The sequence below is a fragment of the Megalodesulfovibrio paquesii genome, from assembly GCF_054653055.1.
Genome location: NZ_BAAIGQ010000006.1, coordinates 679929 through 697308, shown reverse-complemented (window position 1 = coordinate 697308; position 17380 = coordinate 679929). Strand labels below are relative to the sequence as shown.

16 protein-coding genes and 1 tRNA gene are annotated in these 17380 nt (G+C 61.4%); 2 read left to right on the top strand and 15 right to left on the bottom strand.

What is annotated here, in order from left to right; all coding sequences use genetic code 11:
• Positions 1–15 precede the first annotated feature (15 nt).
• From ACYQ00_RS15970 to ACYQ00_RS15915, 12 genes are all read right to left on the bottom strand, one after another.
• Entirely contained in the window at positions 16–795 is a 780-nt protein-coding gene (locus ACYQ00_RS15970; RefSeq protein WP_460033097.1) for an ATP-binding protein, read from the bottom strand.
• Between the two features lie 26 nt (positions 796–821).
• On the bottom strand, positions 822–1838 hold the full coding sequence (locus ACYQ00_RS15965) for a PD-(D/E)XK nuclease family protein (RefSeq protein ID WP_460033096.1): 1017 nt from the start codon (positions 1836–1838) through the stop codon (positions 822–824).
• Positions 1838–2152: a hypothetical protein gene (locus ACYQ00_RS15960; RefSeq protein ID WP_460033095.1), complete on the bottom strand. Its 315-nt coding sequence runs from the start codon at positions 2150–2152 to the stop codon at positions 1838–1840. Before ACYQ00_RS15960 ends, ACYQ00_RS15965 begins: the two co-directional genes overlap by 1 nt.
• 137 nt (positions 2153–2289) lie before the next feature.
• Entirely contained in the window at positions 2290–2877 is a 588-nt protein-coding gene (locus ACYQ00_RS15955) for a sigma-70 family RNA polymerase sigma factor (RefSeq protein ID WP_460033094.1), read from the bottom strand.
• Between the two features lie 182 nt (positions 2878–3059).
• Positions 3060–3392 (bottom strand): hypothetical protein, encoded by a 333-nt coding sequence (locus tag ACYQ00_RS15950; protein WP_460033093.1) that lies wholly within the window; start codon positions 3390–3392, stop codon positions 3060–3062.
• A gap of 308 nt (positions 3393–3700) precedes the next feature.
• Positions 3701–4762 carry a hypothetical protein gene (locus tag ACYQ00_RS15945; RefSeq protein ID WP_460033092.1) on the bottom strand — a complete coding sequence of 354 codons (1062 nt, stop codon included), beginning with the start codon at positions 4760–4762 and terminating at the stop codon, positions 3701–3703.
• Positions 4752–5918 (bottom strand): hypothetical protein, encoded by a 1167-nt coding sequence (locus ACYQ00_RS15940; protein ID WP_460033091.1) that lies wholly within the window; start codon positions 5916–5918, stop codon positions 4752–4754. Before ACYQ00_RS15940 ends, ACYQ00_RS15945 begins: the two co-directional genes overlap by 11 nt.
• 21 nt (positions 5919–5939) lie before the next feature.
• Complete coding sequence (gene lexA, locus ACYQ00_RS15935) at positions 5940–6614, bottom strand: transcriptional repressor LexA (protein ID WP_460033090.1); 675 nt, start codon at positions 6612–6614, stop codon at positions 5940–5942.
• A gap of 233 nt (positions 6615–6847) precedes the next feature.
• Positions 6848–7279, bottom strand: a complete 432-nt coding sequence (locus ACYQ00_RS15930; RefSeq protein ID WP_460033089.1) for a hypothetical protein — start codon at positions 7277–7279, stop codon at positions 6848–6850.
• Positions 7276–8892 (bottom strand): recombinase family protein, encoded by a 1617-nt coding sequence (locus ACYQ00_RS15925; RefSeq protein ID WP_460033088.1) that lies wholly within the window; start codon positions 8890–8892, stop codon positions 7276–7278. The genes ACYQ00_RS15930 and ACYQ00_RS15925 overlap by 4 nt, the downstream gene beginning before the upstream one ends.
• Positions 8876–9427 carry a DUF2924 domain-containing protein gene (locus tag ACYQ00_RS15920; RefSeq protein ID WP_460033087.1) on the bottom strand — a complete coding sequence of 184 codons (552 nt, stop codon included), beginning with the start codon at positions 9425–9427 and terminating at the stop codon, positions 8876–8878. Before ACYQ00_RS15920 ends, ACYQ00_RS15925 begins: the two co-directional genes overlap by 17 nt.
• A gap of 797 nt (positions 9428–10224) precedes the next feature.
• Positions 10225–10300 (bottom strand) — tRNA-Asn (locus ACYQ00_RS15915).
• A gap of 272 nt (positions 10301–10572) precedes the next feature.
• Between ACYQ00_RS15915 and ACYQ00_RS15910 the strand changes: the two genes are divergently transcribed.
• The gene (locus tag ACYQ00_RS15910) at positions 10573–12000 is read left to right on the top strand and encodes a M14 family metallopeptidase (RefSeq protein ID WP_460033086.1); all 1428 of its coding nucleotides are present in this window, start codon (positions 10573–10575) and stop codon (positions 11998–12000) included.
• A gap of 106 nt (positions 12001–12106) precedes the next feature.
• On the opposite strand, the gene ACYQ00_RS15905 is transcribed toward ACYQ00_RS15910, so the two are convergent.
• The gene (locus ACYQ00_RS15905) at positions 12107–12277 is read right to left on the bottom strand and encodes a hypothetical protein (protein WP_460033085.1); all 171 of its coding nucleotides are present in this window, start codon (positions 12275–12277) and stop codon (positions 12107–12109) included.
• A 583-nt stretch (positions 12278–12860) separates the two neighbouring features.
• Here ACYQ00_RS15905 and ACYQ00_RS15900 point away from each other — a divergent pair.
• On the top strand, positions 12861–14171 hold the full coding sequence (locus ACYQ00_RS15900; protein ID WP_460033084.1) for a citrate synthase: 1311 nt from the start codon (positions 12861–12863) through the stop codon (positions 14169–14171).
• Positions 14172–14258: 87 nt separating this feature from the next.
• Here the strand turns inward: ACYQ00_RS15900 and ACYQ00_RS15895 are convergent, their stop codons facing one another.
• Entirely contained in the window at positions 14259–16421 is a 2163-nt protein-coding gene (locus ACYQ00_RS15895; protein ID WP_460033083.1) for a tetratricopeptide repeat protein, read from the bottom strand.
• Positions 16418–17329, bottom strand: coding sequence for a 3-methyl-2-oxobutanoate hydroxymethyltransferase (gene panB, locus ACYQ00_RS15890; protein ID WP_460033082.1), 912 nt, complete (start codon positions 17327–17329; stop codon positions 16418–16420). The genes ACYQ00_RS15895 and panB overlap by 4 nt, the downstream gene beginning before the upstream one ends.
• Positions 17330–17380 lie beyond the last annotated feature (51 nt).

The following is a 17380-nucleotide window of genomic DNA, read 5'->3' as shown; positions in this document are numbered from 1 at the left end:
CTCCATCTATGGGGTTTATTTACCGGCGGGTGCGGGCTTCTTGTCCTGCCCGTCCCCCGGTGCCGGCACCGACCGCGGGGCACTCGCCCTCGGCGCGGCCGCCGGCCTGTTGAACGCTTCAATGAAAGCCTGGAAATTGAGGTCGATGGTTTCGGGAAGCCTTCCCGTGCGGTCGCCCGCCTCGTAGTGGGGGCTGGGCTTGGTTCGCATGACGCGGCGGTAGACCGGTTTTCCGCTCTCGTCGCTCGTCACTTCCAGATCGCAGAAGAGGATCAGGTCGACCATGCCCAGCACGATCTTGCGGGCTTTGTCGGGGAGCGTCGGGATAATGCGGATGTACTTGCCGGTCCGCGTCTCGATTTCCTTTTCCTGGGAGTGGGATACCAGGAAGAGGCCGTAGGGCAGGAAGGCCAGTTTGGTCAGGACACGATGGAACTCGTTGTTGATCAGCGCCCAGCCCTTGCCGTAGCCGAGATCGGACTCGTGTTCGATCTTGAACTTCGTGCAGATGTAATCGCTGCACATCCGGTAGGCGTTGTCGACCGTGTCGAGAATGACGGTCTTGTAAGGATGTTTCCCCTCGGCGATCTCGCCGCAGGCGGCGAGCAACTCTTCCCAGCTCCTGATGGGGACTTGAAAGACATCCAGCGAATTCAGCCCCGGTTCGGTGGCGAGAAACAGCGCGCCTTCGGACCGGGAACACCAGGTCGATTTGCCGATCTTGCTCGGGCCGTATACCAGCACCGTGAGATCGGCGTAATCCTGCTTGGGGGGACTTTTCTTCGTAGGCAACATGTCGGTTCTCCTTTTCTATGGGGTCCTCAAAAAGCCGAAGCCTCTTCGAACGAGGTCTCGTCCCGCAGCTCTTCGTGCGGGGGGACTTTGCGGTAAAAGTTCTCGATGACGTTGGTGCTGCCGTCGGCGCGGCAGAGCGGGAAGTAGGCGCACGGACGGTGGTAGTGGAAACAGAAGGCGGTGTTCTGGTAGAAGACGCCGCGACGGCGCGCGTCGAGAAAGGCCTGGGTCAGTTCCCAGAGTTCGGACTGCAGGGTCTCGAACCGGTCACGGGAGAGATAAAGCATCTCCCGGTGGAACATGCCCGGCTCGGTGTACTTGGCGGCCAGCCGCGCCTGAAACTCGTCGTCGCTTTCCGGCAGCCTGCGTTTGGCACTGCTCTTGCCGGTCTTGGATTTGGCGATCAGATCGGCCCGCCGCGCCTCGAACTCGGCCTCGGTTTCCCCGCGTCCCTGTTGCAGACGGGCCTTGACCAGGATGTTGTAGAGGACACCCGCGATGCGGATGCCAAGCGTCTGTTCCACATAGCGGGAGTAGAGGACGATCTGGAAGTCGGTCCAGAGCCGCTCCAGGTAGTCCGCGTCCACCTGCGAGGCGGTCTTGTGCTCGATCAGGAAATGCTCGTCGCCGATCCTGACGACGCCGTCCACCTTTCCCGCCAGCACGAAGCTTCGGGATGAAGCGCCGGTGGCCGGGTTGACGATGCTCCCCTCGAAGGTCTTTTCGAGGGCGACGACATCGAATTCCTCGCTCGCATAGCAGGCCGCGTAGCCTTTCATCATCGCTGCGGCCAGGTGCCAGTCCCGCTTCTGCTCTTCCTCCTGCGCGCGGTTGGGATAGGTCCGGTCGATGAAATCGAGGACGGGCCCCAGGTCCCTGCTGCTGTGCCACATCTCCAGGCACTTGTGGATCACCGTGCCGAAGGCCAGGTTGTGGTCCCGTTCCAGGGGAACCAGTTCCTGGATGTAGCGCCACTCGCATGCCTTGCGGCAGTTGCGGAACAGGCTCCACATCGAATAGGTGGTGGTCGTCTTCGCTTCCATCAGGCGGCCCCAGTGGCTTTGAGTTCGGGGCTGATCGCTGGGCCGTCACCAACACGTTCGACTTTGAAAGCCTCTTCCCCGAACTCTCGGGTGAGGAAGCCGGTGAAGATGCGGGCGATGGCGCGGCCGACCTCGGTCGCAGCATCCACGACGCAGGAGCGCTTGTGCGAATCCAGGCAGAAAGACGCGTCCAACCGAACCAGCGACCGGCCGTGAAGGCTCTCGGCGGCGAGCACCGCCAGGAGCAGGGACTCCTCGATGTCCCGGATCGGGACCTTGGAGTCGAAGTTGTATCGGTAAAGTTCTCGGTTCATGATCTTGCCTCCATCCCGTTCAGTAAGGTCCGTTGGAGGGCGCGCCCGGGCCGGATGCTTTCGGCGACCTCTCGGACGCCTTCCGTGCATCCGACCCGCTCATTACCTACCGGAGGCGGACCCGGACCGTCGGATGATCAGAGGTAGTCCCTCAGTCCGGCGTCCTCGAAGATCGCTCGCAGCTTCTTGATGGACTCGTAGATCGTCCCTCGCGGAATCCCGGTGTCGCGGGAGATCTCCGTAACCGTGTCGGTGTCGAGACGCCGGCACAGTTCGCGCAGCTCGGGCGGAAGCTTCTCGATTGCTTTGCGAACGTCGAGGGAGAGATCGCGCAACTCGGAGGCAGGGCGTGAAAGTCTGCCCGTGCGGCGCAGGTAATCCTCCTGATCGATGGTCTCCATACGCTCGACGGAGCCGCCTTCCTCGTCTTCCAAGCGGTCATTGAGCGAACAATTGCAGAGCCGGTAATCCCGCAGTCCGGCCTTCCTCGCCTCGATGATGGTGGCGATCTTATGTTCCACCACACGGGCGATGAAGGTGTTGCGTTGGGCGCGGTCGGGGTTGTACTTGGGCAGGCGTTGGAGCAGGTCCATCAACATCTCCTGCTCCAGGTCATCGCGGTCGGACTCGGTGAAGCCCACCCGTCCGACCAGTTGTCTTGCCTTGTACTTGATGATCTGAACGGCATACTCGTCGATTCCTTCGTAGCGTTTGTCGAAACCCATCTGAGCCTCCTCGGGGCCGAGGAGGAGCTCGTGTGGGTGTCGACCTATGCCGGGACGACCGCTCTAAACGAAGCGAGCGGAGGAGTTGCGAGTACGCCGGTATCGGCGACACCCACAACGACCTCCGCTCTGCGGCCAGTCTGTTGTCTGGTGATGGACCGTGCTCTATGGCCGGGTCTGAATCAGACCCGGACCGCGTCCGCCACGGTCATGCGGACGGGCAATCCGTTGTCGATCATGAGTTCCTGGATCGAGAGCGAGCGCTCCCGGTCGAAGACCTCGAACAGCTCCGCCACCTTCTTTTTCAGGGCGAAGCCGTCGTTGCCGCGGGATTCGTTCGGCCCGTTGTCCTTGCCGAACAAAAACAGCCGCAGCACGGTGGGCGGAGGATCGAAGACCGGCTCGCCGTTTTGGACGCGCAGTCCCTCGATCCGTCCGTAGTTGACCTCCTGCATCAGCTCGACCAGGCGTTTCCTGGCAGGAGTCAGGGCCGCCTTTGTCACAACATCCGTCATACCGGACCTCCTTTCACGCACTTGGGCGCATCAACGAAAAGCCCCCTGAGAGGCGGGTCCGGCGAATGGACCTCCCAGGGGGCGCTCACCCGGATCATCCGGGCGTTTCTTCCAGGGTGAGGGTCTCGCCGGACCGTCACCCCTCTTTGGCGAAATTTCGATGGGAGGGGCGGGACGGCCCGGCGCGTCGATGGCGATTGCCAGGAAAATGCAGAGATTTCAGGTGGATGCCTGAGCTACGGAGGGGAAACTTCTTTTGACTTTTTTTTCCGGATGCCCAGCGAAAATTCGCTGGGCCGGAAGATAGGCTATTCGTCGGGGGAGATGAGGAAGCGTGCCTGCCAACCTTTTCCGTCATCCGTCAGGCGGAAGGGATCGCCTTCGATGCGGAAAAAGTCGCGTAGGTCGGCGGCGAGAAGCTCGCGGCGTTTCTGGTTGCGTCTGTGGGCCTTGTTGCTGCTCCAGTCCAATACTCCACGTTCATCAGCGAATACCTTGAGCAACTCCCATTGAACGGTGGGGTTCCCATTCTTCTTATTGGCCATGCCCATCTGCGTGTAATTGAACACGCCTCCGGCCGTTTTGACTTTGACCGAGACGGTATGCCCGTCCTTGAAGCGGATCGACACGTCTCCCCATGACGCATCCGGCGGTGTAGGGAAAAAGGCTGTGGCACCATCGTCCTTTGGAGGCGGAAGATTGACCCCGCGGAATTGCATCAGGATTTCATCAAGTGGACGAAGGAGCCGAAGTTGTCGCTTGTCACCGATGGCAACGCTTTCCGACAGGGACACGAAGCCCGACCGCTTGTCGGTCAGGCGCTTCTCCGTCTTCGCGGAGCAGAGTTCCCGCGTAGGAGACAAGAGAATGAACGGCATGCCATTCCTCCCCAGGAGACCATCCACTGTCTCGCTGAAATCGTCGGGCTCAATCTGGATGGCCAGGTAGACCGGGAAACGGTATCCGGCATATGGAGAGTAAACGCCGATGCGCGTCGTTCCGGGGAGGTCGGTTTCCGCGTCGGTTTCTTCGATCAGGCCGAAGACCTTGGCGAGCGCCGTGTCGAGGGCCGGACGATCCAGCTCACAGACCACTATGTCGGATCGTTGCAGGGCAAAGGTCTCGCATCCACGTTCGCACCTGCAGACAGCAACGATATCCTCTGAATCGTGCACGACCACTTCGTGCTCACAACCGCAGCCGCGTTGAACCATGCACGGATATGAAGATGCCAGTTTGCCGTTCGGACGAAGGAAGGCCTTCGCCGTCCCATAATCGTTCCCGAACCGGGCTTTCCACTCGGCATCCACCGCGGCCGCGCCGGGGACGGTTTCGAGTGCCTGCCAGAATCCGGTCGGTCTATTCCTCATCGTCTTCCTGCTCGGCAAGGATGAACCCGCGTTTCGTGAGCCAGTCTTCGACAACGGCGGCGTCACTGTCCCTGGTGTACTGCGCTACGTTCGAAGGCCGAATGGTCACGGTCCTGGCCGTCTTGGAGTCGGTGAATTTCACCTGAAAGCTCGCCCGGATGATTCGTGCCTTCTGGGGCATGGCGCGGCCGCGGCCGGCATAGGCGGCGAACACGTCGTTGGCCTTACGTATCTCGATCTCCTTTTCGGAGCCGCCCCAGAAGAACTGAATCTCCTTTAGGCGAACCCATTCCATGCCGTCCACGTCGGTGCAGACGATGGATGTGTCTCCGCCGTTTCGAAGCGGCTCGAGCGTGTATTTGCCGGTCTCAGGGAAGAAATCCTCCTTGCTGAACACATGGCGGCCGAACTGCCGGCGGAAGAGGTCCTTTTCCCCTTTTCCGCAAGCATGCATCCGAATCTCGCCGATGGTCGGTTCGTAAACCAGCACATCGTATTTTTCGGGACGGTAGAAGACGCTCGAAGCCTGACCGCCGTCGAGGCTGCCTTCGCGCCGCAACGGATCACCGTGGCGCACCAGAAACCACACGGAATCCTTCTTGGGGTAAACGAAGACCTTCGATCCCCGTCCGCGCTTCTTCTTCTCGAACCAATCGTCGAGGTCCTTCTCCAGAGCCACGAGCGCTTTCGCTGTCGGTGGTTTGAACTTGGGGATCGGATGTGTATCAGTCTGAAAATACTCGAAGGACCGGGGCTTCATGAGATACTGCTCGGCGTGTTTGCGCTCCAAGAGTTCCTTGTTCTGGAGATAGATTTGGACGGCCACGTCAGCCGCGGTGGGGTCCGGGTTCCCGTTGAGGGATATCCCGTTGTTCTCCGCTTCCTGGAGGAGGACGTCCATGGCTTCCGGCGTGGCCATCTCGTGCACGAAGTAGAGGGCGTCTATCAGTCCCTTCGGCGTGTCCGTATCCGGGTTCATGAGCACGTTGACGAGTTGGTCGTAATCGATGCCGTCGGAGGCGGACGGCGGCGGTAACGTCAATCCTCGGCCATCGAAGTAGGGCTTGTGAGGGTTCAGCAGAGCCAATAGATGCTCACGCGCGATGGCCTTGAGACCGTCGGCATGGGCAAAACGCCTGAGATTGTACGTCGCCATTCGTTATTTCCTCCTTGCTTCTTATTGCCAGGCCGTCCCCGGCGTTTGAGTGTTCGAGCCGGGCCGCCTGACGGCGACAACCTTGCCGAGGATGCGGAGCCCGTCGTCGGGTCCCACCGGGATCGGTCGATGGTTCGGGTTCTCCGGTCTCAGTTCGATTTTCTCGTCACGGATGAAAAGCCGTTTCACTGTGGCTTCGTCTTCCAATAGGGCAACCACAATATCGCCGTTCTCCGCCACGGCTTGCTCGCGCACCACCACCAGGTCGCGATCTCGGATTCCGGCGTCCACCATGCTGTCGCCTGTCACCTCGAGGGCGAAACACCGACCCGAGCGGGCGATCCCGCCTTCGACCAGCAGCTCGCCGACGATGTTTTCCTCGGCCAAGATGGGCTGGCCGGCCGCCACCCGGCCGACGATGGGGACGGCCACCAGATCCGGAACGTCATCCTCCGGATCGCGCAAGATGACGATGCCGCGGGCCTTTCTCGCCTCCCGCTTCAGATAGCCCTTCCGCACGAGCTGGCTCACTTGGCCGTGGGCGCTGGCATGCGATATTCCGAGGATGTCCGCGAGTTCCTTCATGGTCGGGGGGAACCCCCGCCGGTTCGTGAAGTGGCGGATTTCCTTCAATGTACGGCGTTGCGGCTCTGTTATTTCCTGAACGGGGCGTCTGCCTCGCGGTCTTTGACTCATGTGTATCCTCAACCATCCAAATGGCTTACTTATGAACGCCAATGGCCGCAGGGCCCGGTCAGGGCAAACTACGGCCACATTACAGGCTGATATTATATGACCTGATAGGCATCAGGTCAATAGAAATAATGTACGTGAATCAGGGGGGTTGGTGAATTGCCGGCGGGGATGAGAAGAAGGACCGGTGGTCGGACCCGGGCATAATGAAGCTGCTGGTTGCCCTGAGCGGATCGTCAGCTCATCCGCTCGGCGGTCAGCCTTGCCCACATCTTTCGTTGACGTGACCAGTGAGCAACGGCGGCGATGGGACGAACCTCTTTCTCCCGAATCTGGTCACGCCCCTTGACCGTCCGGGGCAGGAAGAGAATCGCCTCCTGGATGTCAGGAGCCAGGTTGAGCAGGTTCATGATCTGGGTGATGCGTGCGCGCGTCACATAACCGAGTCTGGCCAGATCAGCGTAGTCCCGCACCTCGCCGCGCCGGACCAGTCTGTCGAAGCGGATCGCCAAAGCCATCAGCTTCGAGACGCGGGGCAGATTCCCCGGCTCGATGCTTCGGTCTTCCTCGCGGAGATGGTTGTCGCTCTTTCTCCTGTTCTTGGGTTTGAAGCTGAAGGAGATCTCCAACCGGCTCAGCCCGATTCCGTCGGACGCGGTATTTTTCATACGGACACCTCCCGATTGCGGATGTCGGCCTCGCTGCACAGCGCCTTGACTCCCGGTGAGCGGAAGGTCACGGTCACTCTGCCGTCCCGCCCGTCATACCCGACGCGCTCGACGAGGAGTCGGACGATCCTTGATTGTTCTCGGGGAGACAGCGACTCCCAGACCGGGTCGAAGACCGCAAGCGCCCGGGCCATGTCCCCTTCGTTAATGGTTTCTCTCTGGATGGTGATGACTGCTTCGCGTATGGTGGTCATCCGCTGTTCTATGGTTCGAATCCGATCCTGAAGGTCGGCGAGCTGGTCCATGGCCGCCCCTCCGTTCGAGGCGGCGGTGAAGGACTCGCTCACCAGCTTCTGGACTCTGGTGTGCAGCCGTTTGAGTTCATGCTCGTGGCCGCGTTGTTCGGTCTCCAGTTCCGCCATGCGCTTGCCGCTCTCTTCCCGAATCTTCGCAGCCGTCGCTGCGATGATTTCCTCATTCCTGCCTATGCCACGAATGTGTTCGACCACCGCGGTTTCGATCTCGTGCGCATTGAGCGACTTGGTCGGACAAGACGCCCAGCCTCGTTGCTGGGCGTTCAGGCAGACGTAATAGCGATACCGTTTGCCGTTGTCCTTTGCCGTGTAGGTATGCACCATCCCTGTGCCGCAGGGAGCGCAGTAGAGAAGCCCCTTCAGGAGGGCTCCGTACTTGTTGCGCACCTCCTTGCCGCCGGTGCTGCCGTTCCGCCGTAAAGCATCCTGCACCTGCTGCCAAAGATCGATGTCAACGATCTCAATGTGTTCGCCGTTATAGATGGTTCCTTTGTAGTCGACCTTGCCGGTGTAAATCATGTTGGTCAGGAGCCGGAAGAGGCTGTTCTTGGTGAAAGGCTTTCCGCCGCGCTCCTGGCCCTTCTTGGTGGTCCACCGCTTGTTTTTCCAGCCGCGCCGTTCGATTTCCTGAACGACTGGGATCAAGGCTTTGTACTCCAGGTAAAGCTGGTACATTCCCCGGACCTGTGCAGCTTCGTCTTCGTTGACGATCAGCTTTCCGCCTTTCGGGTCCACGTCATACCCGAGAACCGGCATCCCGCCGACCCACTTGCCCTTGCGCCGCGCGGCGGACATCTTGTCGCGGGTGCGCTCCGAGATGATCTCCCGCTCGAACTGGGCAAAGGACAAAAGGATGTTCAAGGTGAGCCGCCCCATGGAGCTGGTCGTATTGAACTGCTGGGTGACCGAGACGAAGCTCACGGAGTGCTTGTCGAAAAGCTCCATCATGCGGGCGAAGTCCAGGAGGGACCGGCTCAGCCGGTCCACCTTGTAGACCACCACGCAATCAATTCCGCCCGCCTCGATGCCGGCGAAGAGCCGCTTGAGGGCGGGCCGCTCCATGTTGCCGCCGGTGAAGCCGCCGTCGTCGAAACGATCCGGGATACACACCCACCCCTCGTGTCGTTGGCTCGCGATATAGGCTTCAGCGGATTCCCGCTGGGCGTCGAGGCTGTTGAACTCCTGCTCCAGCCCCTCGTCAGTGGATTTGCGGGTGTAGATGGCGCAACGGATGGTCCCGTTGGTTCGTGATGCCGACTCCAAGGCCTCTCCCCGGCCGCGGTTATTGTTTTTGCTCATTCGTTCCTCCTCTCTCGGGTTTGCGGCTCCCGCCTTTGGCCGCGGCATCGGCGATACCGAAGAAGAGGAACCCGTTCCACTTGCTCCCGGTGACCTCCTGGGCGATGACTGAGAGGGACTTGTACCGTCGGCCGTCGAACTCGAAGCCGTTGTCGAGGACCTTGACCACAATGTCGCGGCCTTGGAACTCGCGGGCGAGCAGAGTTCCGGGCAGCGGCAGCCTCGGGTCGTGCGACGGGGATATGCGGCTGGTCGCCGTTCTCGCTTTGACCTCGGCGGAACCCGAGGCGACCGGATCACGCGGAGACCGCGTTCTCAGGTCGGCGTCATTGGCCAGTTCCTCAGCCCTGCGCCGGGCCCGCTCCGAAAGGTCACCCTCCGCCAGCGCCTGGATTCGCCAGGCGATTCGCTTGCGAAGAAACTCCTTGTGGTAGGAGCGGGTCTCTTCCCCAAAGACCTCGAGGTATTTGTCCCGGAGTTCTCCGACGGTCATCCGGGAGAGCCCTTGGACCTCTTGATACGTTGTTGCTTCCATCCGAAACCTCCTTGGTTCATGGGCTTCGCCCCGCGGGCGGCCCGTCCGCACCGCAATCTCAGGGCGTTAACTCGTGAATGAATGAAGGCTTCGGTGGCCCGGAATATCAAGGCGTTTCTCCGTAAACGCCTCAGATTCTTCAACTTGCGCCACATGCTCTGCCCCACTGCCGGAATCTGGGGCGATTCGGCGTCCGTTTCGATGGCGCATGTAACCCCGGGCAAGGATCGTAGCGATCTCCGATATCACCTCGTCGAGAGAGATTGGGACGTGTTCGTTGGCCGGCATCCGGTCCTCCTTTTGCGGGAGGCCGCGGAAGGTTTCCGTCATGGATGCCGCGGGACTGGATAGGCCGGTCATCGAGAAGGCCGTTGGAGCCCGTTCGACACCGCCTGAAGGCGATGTCGCCGGCACCCACAACGGTCTCCGATCTCACGGCTGTTTCCGCTGTCTGGTAATCCGCTTGCGCCGGACCCACTGGTCCGGCTTTCGGCAGATACCTACCGGAGGGGAGTTCGAAATGTCGAAGAGGGTGCAAGGATGCAACGGGGCTGTTAAACAAGGCGACTCGAAAAACGGAGAACGAGAGAATTCGGAAGGGACATTTTCGGTGAGCGCCCGCAACCCCCAGGGTTGCACCCGGCCCCCGGACTGCGGGCTTCGAAACGGAGAATCAAGGTAAATGTGCGGGAGGGCGTAAGTCGGCGTGGACACGCCGGAAACGACGAGACCCCGAGGGGATCACCCCACGGGGTCTCGTGTTAAACAAGAACCGCTGAAATCAGCGGATTGAATTTTGGCTCCCCGGGACGGACTCGAACCGCCAACCTAGTGGTTAACAGCCACCCGCTCTGCCGATTGAGCTACCGGGGAATGCACTGCCGTGGTGCGTCTCATGTGCGGAGTCGCCCAACGGAGAGATGCTTTCTATGCAAACCGTCGTCGATCGTCAAGCACATTTTCGAGTTTTTTTTCACGCTCCGTTTTCCGGGCACCCAGGCCGGGGGCGGGCCTTTCATTTCCGGGCAAAGTGGGCTAAGTTCTCCCCCATGCAGCACCGGGGCTGTGCGCATTGCGTCACGCAACCGTGCGTGCTGACAGTTCAAATTATCCGGGAACCAAAAGAGGACAGAAGGGGCGAACGCGTGCCGATTTTGCACTGCAGACTGTGGACCACCGCTTGGTTGTGCCTTGTGATGACGGTCTGCCTGTGCCTGAGCACGGCAGCGCCCTCTCATGCCGACCCGTTGGGCCCCCTGGATTACACCATGCACCGCATGGGCACGGGCGAGGGCCCGACCTTGCTGGTGGTGGGCGGCATTCAGGGCGACGAGCCCGGCGGCTTTACCGCCGCCTCCCTGCTGACCACGCGCTACCGCTTTACCAAAGGCAACGTCTGGGTGGCGCCAAATCTCAGTTTCCCCAGTATTGTCCTTTCCACGCGCGGGTTTCATGGGGACATGAACCGCAAGTTCGCCAGCCTGGCCCCGGACGACCCGGATTACAAAACCATCACCTCCATCAAAAACACCATCCTCGCCCCCGAGGTGGATCTGGTGCTCAACCTGCACGATGGCAGCGGGTTCTACCGCCCCACGCCCATCAACAGCATGCTCAACCCAGCTCGTTGGGGCCAAAGCGTGATCATCGACCAGGAAGAACTGGACAACTGCCCAAGCCAGAACCATCCCGGCAACCTCGGCGTCACCGCCCGGCACGTGGCTGCACAAATCAACAGCAAGCTCCTCAATGCCCTGCATGTTTACCATGTCAAAAACACGGAGACGCGCCTGGGCGATACGGAGATGGAAAAAACCCTCACCTACTTCGCCATCACCAATGGCAAGCCGGCTTATGGCATTGAGGCCAGCAAGGATCTGCCTGCCGCCCAGCGGACCTATTACCATCTCCTGGCTCTGGAAGCCTTCATGCGCCGCATGGGTATTGGCTATACGCGAGATTTTGAACTTACCCCGGCCAATGTGGAACGCGTGATCAATGAAGGGGTGAGCGTTGCCTTTTACGACAATCGCATCTTCCTGGATTTGGAAAATATCCGCAGTCAGCTCAACTACTTCCCCATAAAAAAAGATTCGGACATGCCCTTTGCGGCGTCCAACCCGCTGGTCACCGTCGTGGGTGGCGGCGATACGTATACCGTCTACCATGGCAACAGGCTGCTCACCCGCCTGCGTCCGGAGTATTTTGAGTTTGATCACACCCTGCAAGCCGTGCCGTTGCGCATTGACGGCCAGCGTCAGATGGTGGGCGTGGGGCAGATGGTGGGCGTGCGGGAGGCCTTCCTGGTGGAGCCCACGCCCGGCGTGCGAGTCAATGTTATCGGCTATTCACCCGCTTCCGGCAAGGAAAGCGAGGACGGCACGCTGCTGAAAAGGACCGATATCCAAAACCGTTTTTCCGTGGATGAAGACGGGGCGATCTATCGGGTGGAGTTTTACACCGGGCCGAAGTTTGCCGGTATGATCCTGGTGAATTTCCGGGGCCGGCAGGCAGCGCCACCCGTGCTCTGCACGGCGCGGGTGCTGACCTCCCCCTCGAACGCCGGACGGTGATCCTGCTGCGGATACGACGCGGGCACGCCGCCTGGGCTTTCCAGCTCTGTGCCCGACCGTGGCGAGAATACTCCGGCCGAGGTGCCTGCCAACGCGGGCCAGGTGGTTATTCTTCCAGAGGAATCACTTCCACTTGTTCAGGCAGCCAGTCGTCATCCGCACTGCTGTGCTCCTGCACAAAACGCTGTCTGACCAGGCGTTGGGCCTCGCGCAGGGATTCCGCTTCCAACTGAAAATGGAAGACCTTGCGTTCCGCCTGACGGAGCCCGCCGGACACCTCGCGGCTCCTTCTGGATGCGGTGACAAAAGCCTTGTAACGCGGCATGATGGTGTGTGTCCCCCTCTGGAACTCGTTGCCCCCCATGACTGTCCCTGCCCCCTGATTGCCGTGGCCCGCGGTCTTGGTGCGCGGCCCAGGGTAACCTGTTTGCACTGTGCTGCCACTCTGCTGACCCATCGCGCTGGCGGACGGTTACCTCTCTTCCTGTGAACAGGGCGAATCGGGCGAACAGGGGTGCGCCCCCTTTCAGGCCGGGCACGCCGGGCGACACGCGGCCACACGTGGCAATACACAACGGTACGACAGTTTGCGCCGCAGTGCAATTAGTCCGCGTTCACGGCAAGCCAAAATCCCGCAAAATACCGCGGGAGAGCCCACGGGATGCGTCGTTGGCGCGAGTTCCCAGCCCCTGGCTGCAGGCCTCGCACGGCCGTCTCGGCTGTCCCGTCAGGGCAAGGGCAGCCGGCTGGACAACAGGCCATGTTATTGCATATGGTGCGGTCTGCCAAGGCCTCACCCTGCGCGGTTTTTTCCGACCATAGCACCGCAGCCGCACGCTGCGCACAGAGGAGTCCTGACGTTGTCCGAGGACAAAATCACCACATCCGCACGCACGGCCACCATTATTCTCGACGGCCAGCACTATGAGTTCCCGGTGGTGGAAGGCAGCGAAGGCGAAAAAGCCATCGACATTTCTTCCCTGCGCTCCAAAACCGGCTATATCACGCTCGACCACGGATACGGCAACACCGGCTCCTGCCAGAGTACCATTTCCTTCGTGGACGGCGAGCAGGGCATCCTGCGGTATCGTGGCTACGACATTGAAGAACTCGTGGACAAGAGTTCCTTCATCGAAACGGCCATGCTGCTGATCTTCGGCCGCCTGCCTACCGCCGTGGAGCTGGACACCTTCCGCAACATGCTGCGGGAGCAAGAACTCCTGCACGAGGATTTGCTGCATCATTTCGATGGCTTCCCATCCAACGGGGAGCCCATGGCCATCCTTTCGGCGGTCATCAACTCCCTGGGGAGCTACCATCCGGATCTCTACACGATCGCCAACCAGGACGAGTTCACTCGCGCCGTGGCCAAGGTGATTTCCAAGGTGCGGACCATTGCGGCCTTTGCCTACCGCAAATCCCAGGGGCTGCCCTTCATCTACCCCAATCCAAACAAAAACTACTGCGCGAACTTCCTGCACATGATGTTCTCCGTGCCCTACCGGCTCTATGAGCCGCCCCTGGGCGCGGTGCGGGCGCTTTCGCTCTTTCTCATCGTCCATGCCGACCACGAGCAGAACTGCTCCTGCTCCACCGTGCGCATGGTCGGCTCCTCCGAGGCCAACCTTTTTGCCTCGGTCTCGGCCGGCGTCTGCGCCCTCTGGGGCCGGCTCCATGGCGGGGCCAACGCCGCGGTGGTCCAACAGCTGCAATACCTGGTGGACCACAAGGTCGATATCAAGGACTACCTGGAAAAGGTCAAAACGCGCGAAATCCGCCTCATGGGCTTCGGCCACCGGGTCTACAAGAACTTCGACCCCCGCGCCCGGGTGCTCAAGGAGGCTGCCCACAACCTGCTGGAAAACATGGGACAGGACGACCCGCTCATCCATGTGGCCCAGGAGTTGGAAGATGCCGCCTTGAACGACGAATTCTTCAAGGAACGCAAGCTGTATCCCAACGTGGACTTCTATTCCGGCATCATCCTGCGCACCCTGGGCATCCCGGTGCAGATGTTCCCGGTCATGTTCGCCATCGGCCGCATGCCGGGCTGGATTGCCCACTGGTATGAAGAATACCAGGGCCCGGCCAAGATCCACCGGCCGCGGCAGGTATACACCGGCCCCACCCGCCGGGCTTACACGCCCATCGAGGAACGCACCGGGGCATAGGGCGTAGTTGCATTGCGGAACAGCACACGGGGCGCCTCGCAGACGAACTCCTGCAGGGCGCCCCGTGTTGCGTCGCCGACCCGTCTGTCAGGCCATCAACCCAATGCGTTCGGGCTTGACCCTGCCCAGGCGGGTACTGATCTCCCGGGTCAGGGCGAGCATGGAGGTGGAGGCGTAGAACTCCGCCGTGTTGATGATCTCGGGGTGGCACAGGAGGGCCTTGGTCAGCCAGCCGGCGGCCGCGGATTCGTCCTGCTCCAGCTCTTTTGCCCGCAAGGCCTGGCTTTTATACCGCAAAAAGGCAATGAGCCGCTTGTTCAGCTTGCTCTCGCTGCGCAGGGTCAGCTGGCGCTGGAAAAAATTCCCCAAAAACTGCGACCCCGCCTTGCTGGAGGCCTGCAACTGCCGCACGCGGCGCTGCATGAATTCCGTCAGGGTCTTGCTGGCCATCACAAGCTCGCGCTCCATGAAATCGGGCATTTGCGAGGCGATGTGCCACAGGAGCCGCAGGGCGCGGGTGTCTTCCCCGGCCAGGATGGCCCGTTCCAGATCTTCCTGCAGGGAGACGGCCTTTTGCACCAGCTCCGGCACGGCAACCCGGCGGGCGCGCTTGTCCACATTCTGGAACAGGGACACGGCCCTGGCCAGGACTTCATGCAGCTGGGCGTTGCGGTAAAAGGCTTCGTCATCCGGCAGGGAGGGGTCCAGATACAGGGCCTGGACGATGGCCCCTGCGCCTTCCAGGTCGCGTTTTTCGGCACAGTACGCCACCGCCAGATTGTAATGCACGGCAGCCTTGCGGGGTGGATCCAGCTGCAGAAGTCGGCGATAAATCTCGATGGCCTTGGCCACATTGGCTGATTTGCGGGCCACGGTGCCCATGTAGATGATTTCCGAGCAGGCTTCCTGAAAGTATTCCTTGTCCTGCGCGGCACGGAAGAGCAGGCGCTCGGCCTCGTCAAACTGCAGTGAATCCAGCGCGGCCAGGCCCAAAAAGATCAGGTGCGGCGCGGGCAGTTGGTCCACGTTTTCCGGGGCCACGTCCTCGATGGCCGCGCGGGCCAGAGCCCCGAGGGACTTGACCATCGGGTGGCCCTTGCCCAGGGAGGCCTTGAGATCCAGCTTCATGAGCTCGCCGGCAATGCGGGCCACCACCTCCCGGCTGCGTTTGGCATCTTCTTCTTCGGCCGCCAGGGGTTTGATCTGCCGGGCCTTCTGCAAGGCGATTTCAAAGTTGGCCAGGGCATCGTTGAGCAGTTCCAGCACTTCGGGGCTGGAGGGAGAGTCCCCCTGCTCCAGCCGTTCCTGGACTTGCAGCACGCGGACCATGCCGATTTCCTTGTTCGGCTCGGGCATGAATTCCGCCACTTCCTCGGCCTGGCCAAAGCGCAGCAACGCCCTGGGATATTTGCGCAACCGCACATACACCCGACCGCTTTCCAGATAGGCGATGGGATCTTGCGGATACAGGTCGATGGCCCGTTTGTAGCAGAGCACGGCCCGTTCCCAATCCTTGGCGTCCCTGGCGCGTTCTGCCTCGCGGCACATGGCATCGGCCTTGGCCTTGCGCTCGCTGAGCTCAATCTCCTCCAGCCGTTCCTGCACCATCTCGCCGGCTTCTTCCAGCTGCGGTAAAAACTCCTGCAGGTATTCCCGCAGCTCGTGGTAGCGCTCCATCACCTGCTCTTGCATGCGGATTTTGCGAAGCTGAGGCGAAAGGGAGCCCAACGATTCCTGCTTGTTCAGAATGAACGCGCCGGCAACGCCAAAGCGGGCCAGCTGCAGGATGGTCAGCTCACGTTTTTGCGGGAACTGAATATCCTGGAACACGGGCACGCACTTGGCCATCACGGTCTTTTCCTCGCGCCTGGCCTTGCCCAACAACACCTTGAGGCTGGCGAAAAAGTCCGTGACGTCCTTGGCCACCCGGACCTTGCCCCCCTGAGACACGGCAGCCTGGGGCGGGTTGACCAGGATAAGCCCGTTTTTTTGAAGCAGCAGCTGGGCCAGGAGCTTGACGCTTTCCAGATACCCACTGCCCGGGGAGTGCTCAATGACCTGCTCGAACTTGAGCGCCGCAAAGATGAGGCGCAGCTGCTCCCGCAGCATTTTGTCATAGATGAACAAATGAATGGGTGTGGCGCGGTACGGGCCCAGCGGGTCGTCCACTGCGCTCCCCGGGGGGGCGGCAGGTGTCCCCTGCGGCGATCCTGCCGGCGGGGGGCCGGGAGGCCGCTCCTGAATGCTCATGCGTCAGACTCCGTCACCGACAGCGACCCTGTCTGCCCGGAGACGTCATTAATGGAAGCGCCGACGGGGAACCCATCGATGGTCAACCCCTCCAACACCAATGAATCCATGGAGAAGCTATGCTCCGGCCCAGGGAATGCCCCCTGGCGGACCTCGGCGGCATACCGGCCCAACGCCTCCCGGGCCGCGACGCCCAATTCGGCATAGCGTTTGACAAAGCTGGGGCGCAGGCCCTCGTGCAGGCCAAGGACGTCATGCACCACCAGTACCTGCCCGTCACAATGCGCGCCGGCGCCGATGCCGATGGTCGGGCATGGCAACGCGGCGGTGATGATCCGCGCCAGATCGGCAGGCACGCACTCCATGACCACGGCAAAACAACCCGCCCGGGCCAGGGCCAGGGCATCGTCCAGCACGGCCTGCGCGCTTGCCGCGTCACGCCCCTGGACCCGAAAGCCACCCAGCCGGGCCAGACGTTGCGGGGTAAGCCCCACATGCCCCATGACCGGAATCCCGGCCATGAGCAACGCCTCCACCTGGGGCAGCACCTCGCGGCCACCCTCCAGCTTCACGGCGCGCACGCCGCCTTCCTTGACCAGGCGGCCTGCGGCGTCCAGCGCCTGTGCCGGGCCGGCCTCGTAGCTTAAAAAAGGCAAATCACCCACCACGAGCGCGTGGCGGGCCGTGCGGCACACGGCCTTGCAGTGGTGCACCATCTCCTCCACCGTCACGCTCAGGGTGTCCGGGTGGCCCAGCACCACCATGGCCAGGCTGTCGCCCACCAGGAGCATGTCTGCACCGGCCTCTTCGGCCAGGCGGGTGGTGGGGGCGTCATACGCCGTGAGCATGACCAGTCTCTCGCCGCCTTTGCGGGCGCTGATGGACCGTGCGGTCTGCCGTCGTGTCATGTGCGTCGTCCTTGTGCGCGTGAAACGTTGCCGCGTGCGCGGCTTCAGAAA

Excerpts from the sequence above, each read along its gene's own strand:
- ACYQ00_RS15925 (WP_460033088.1), bottom strand. The coding sequence starts at position 8,892 with ATGAGCAAAAACAATAACCGCGGCCGGGGAGAGGCCTTGGAGTCGGCA.
- ACYQ00_RS15940 (WP_460033091.1), bottom strand. The coding sequence starts at position 5,918 with ATGGCGACGTACAATCTCAGGCGTTTTGCCCATGCCGACGGTCTCAAG.
- ACYQ00_RS15965 (WP_460033096.1), bottom strand. The coding sequence starts at position 1,838 with ATGGAAGCGAAGACGACCACCACCTATTCGATGTGGAGCCTGTTCCGC.
- ACYQ00_RS15955 (WP_460033094.1), bottom strand. The coding sequence starts at position 2,877 with ATGGGTTTCGACAAACGCTACGAAGGAATCGACGAGTATGCCGTTCAG.
- ACYQ00_RS15920 (WP_460033087.1), bottom strand. The coding sequence starts at position 9,427 with ATGGAAGCAACAACGTATCAAGAGGTCCAAGGGCTCTCCCGGATGACC.
- ACYQ00_RS15950 (WP_460033093.1), bottom strand. The coding sequence starts at position 3,392 with ATGACGGATGTTGTGACAAAGGCGGCCCTGACTCCTGCCAGGAAACGC.
- lexA (WP_460033090.1), bottom strand. The coding sequence starts at position 6,614 with ATGAGTCAAAGACCGCGAGGCAGACGCCCCGTTCAGGAAATAACAGAG.
- ACYQ00_RS15970 (WP_460033097.1), bottom strand. The coding sequence starts at position 795 with ATGTTGCCTACGAAGAAAAGTCCCCCCAAGCAGGATTACGCCGATCTC.
- ACYQ00_RS15945 (WP_460033092.1), bottom strand. The coding sequence starts at position 4,762 with ATGAGGAATAGACCGACCGGATTCTGGCAGGCACTCGAAACCGTCCCC.
- ACYQ00_RS15960 (WP_460033095.1), bottom strand. The coding sequence starts at position 2,152 with ATGAACCGAGAACTTTACCGATACAACTTCGACTCCAAGGTCCCGATC.
- ACYQ00_RS15895 (WP_460033083.1), bottom strand. The coding sequence starts at position 16,421 with ATGAGCATTCAGGAGCGGCCTCCCGGCCCCCCGCCGGCAGGATCGCCG.
- ACYQ00_RS15930 (WP_460033089.1), bottom strand. The coding sequence starts at position 7,279 with ATGAAAAATACCGCGTCCGACGGAATCGGGCTGAGCCGGTTGGAGATC.
- panB (WP_460033082.1), bottom strand. The coding sequence starts at position 17,329 with ATGACACGACGGCAGACCGCACGGTCCATCAGCGCCCGCAAAGGCGGC.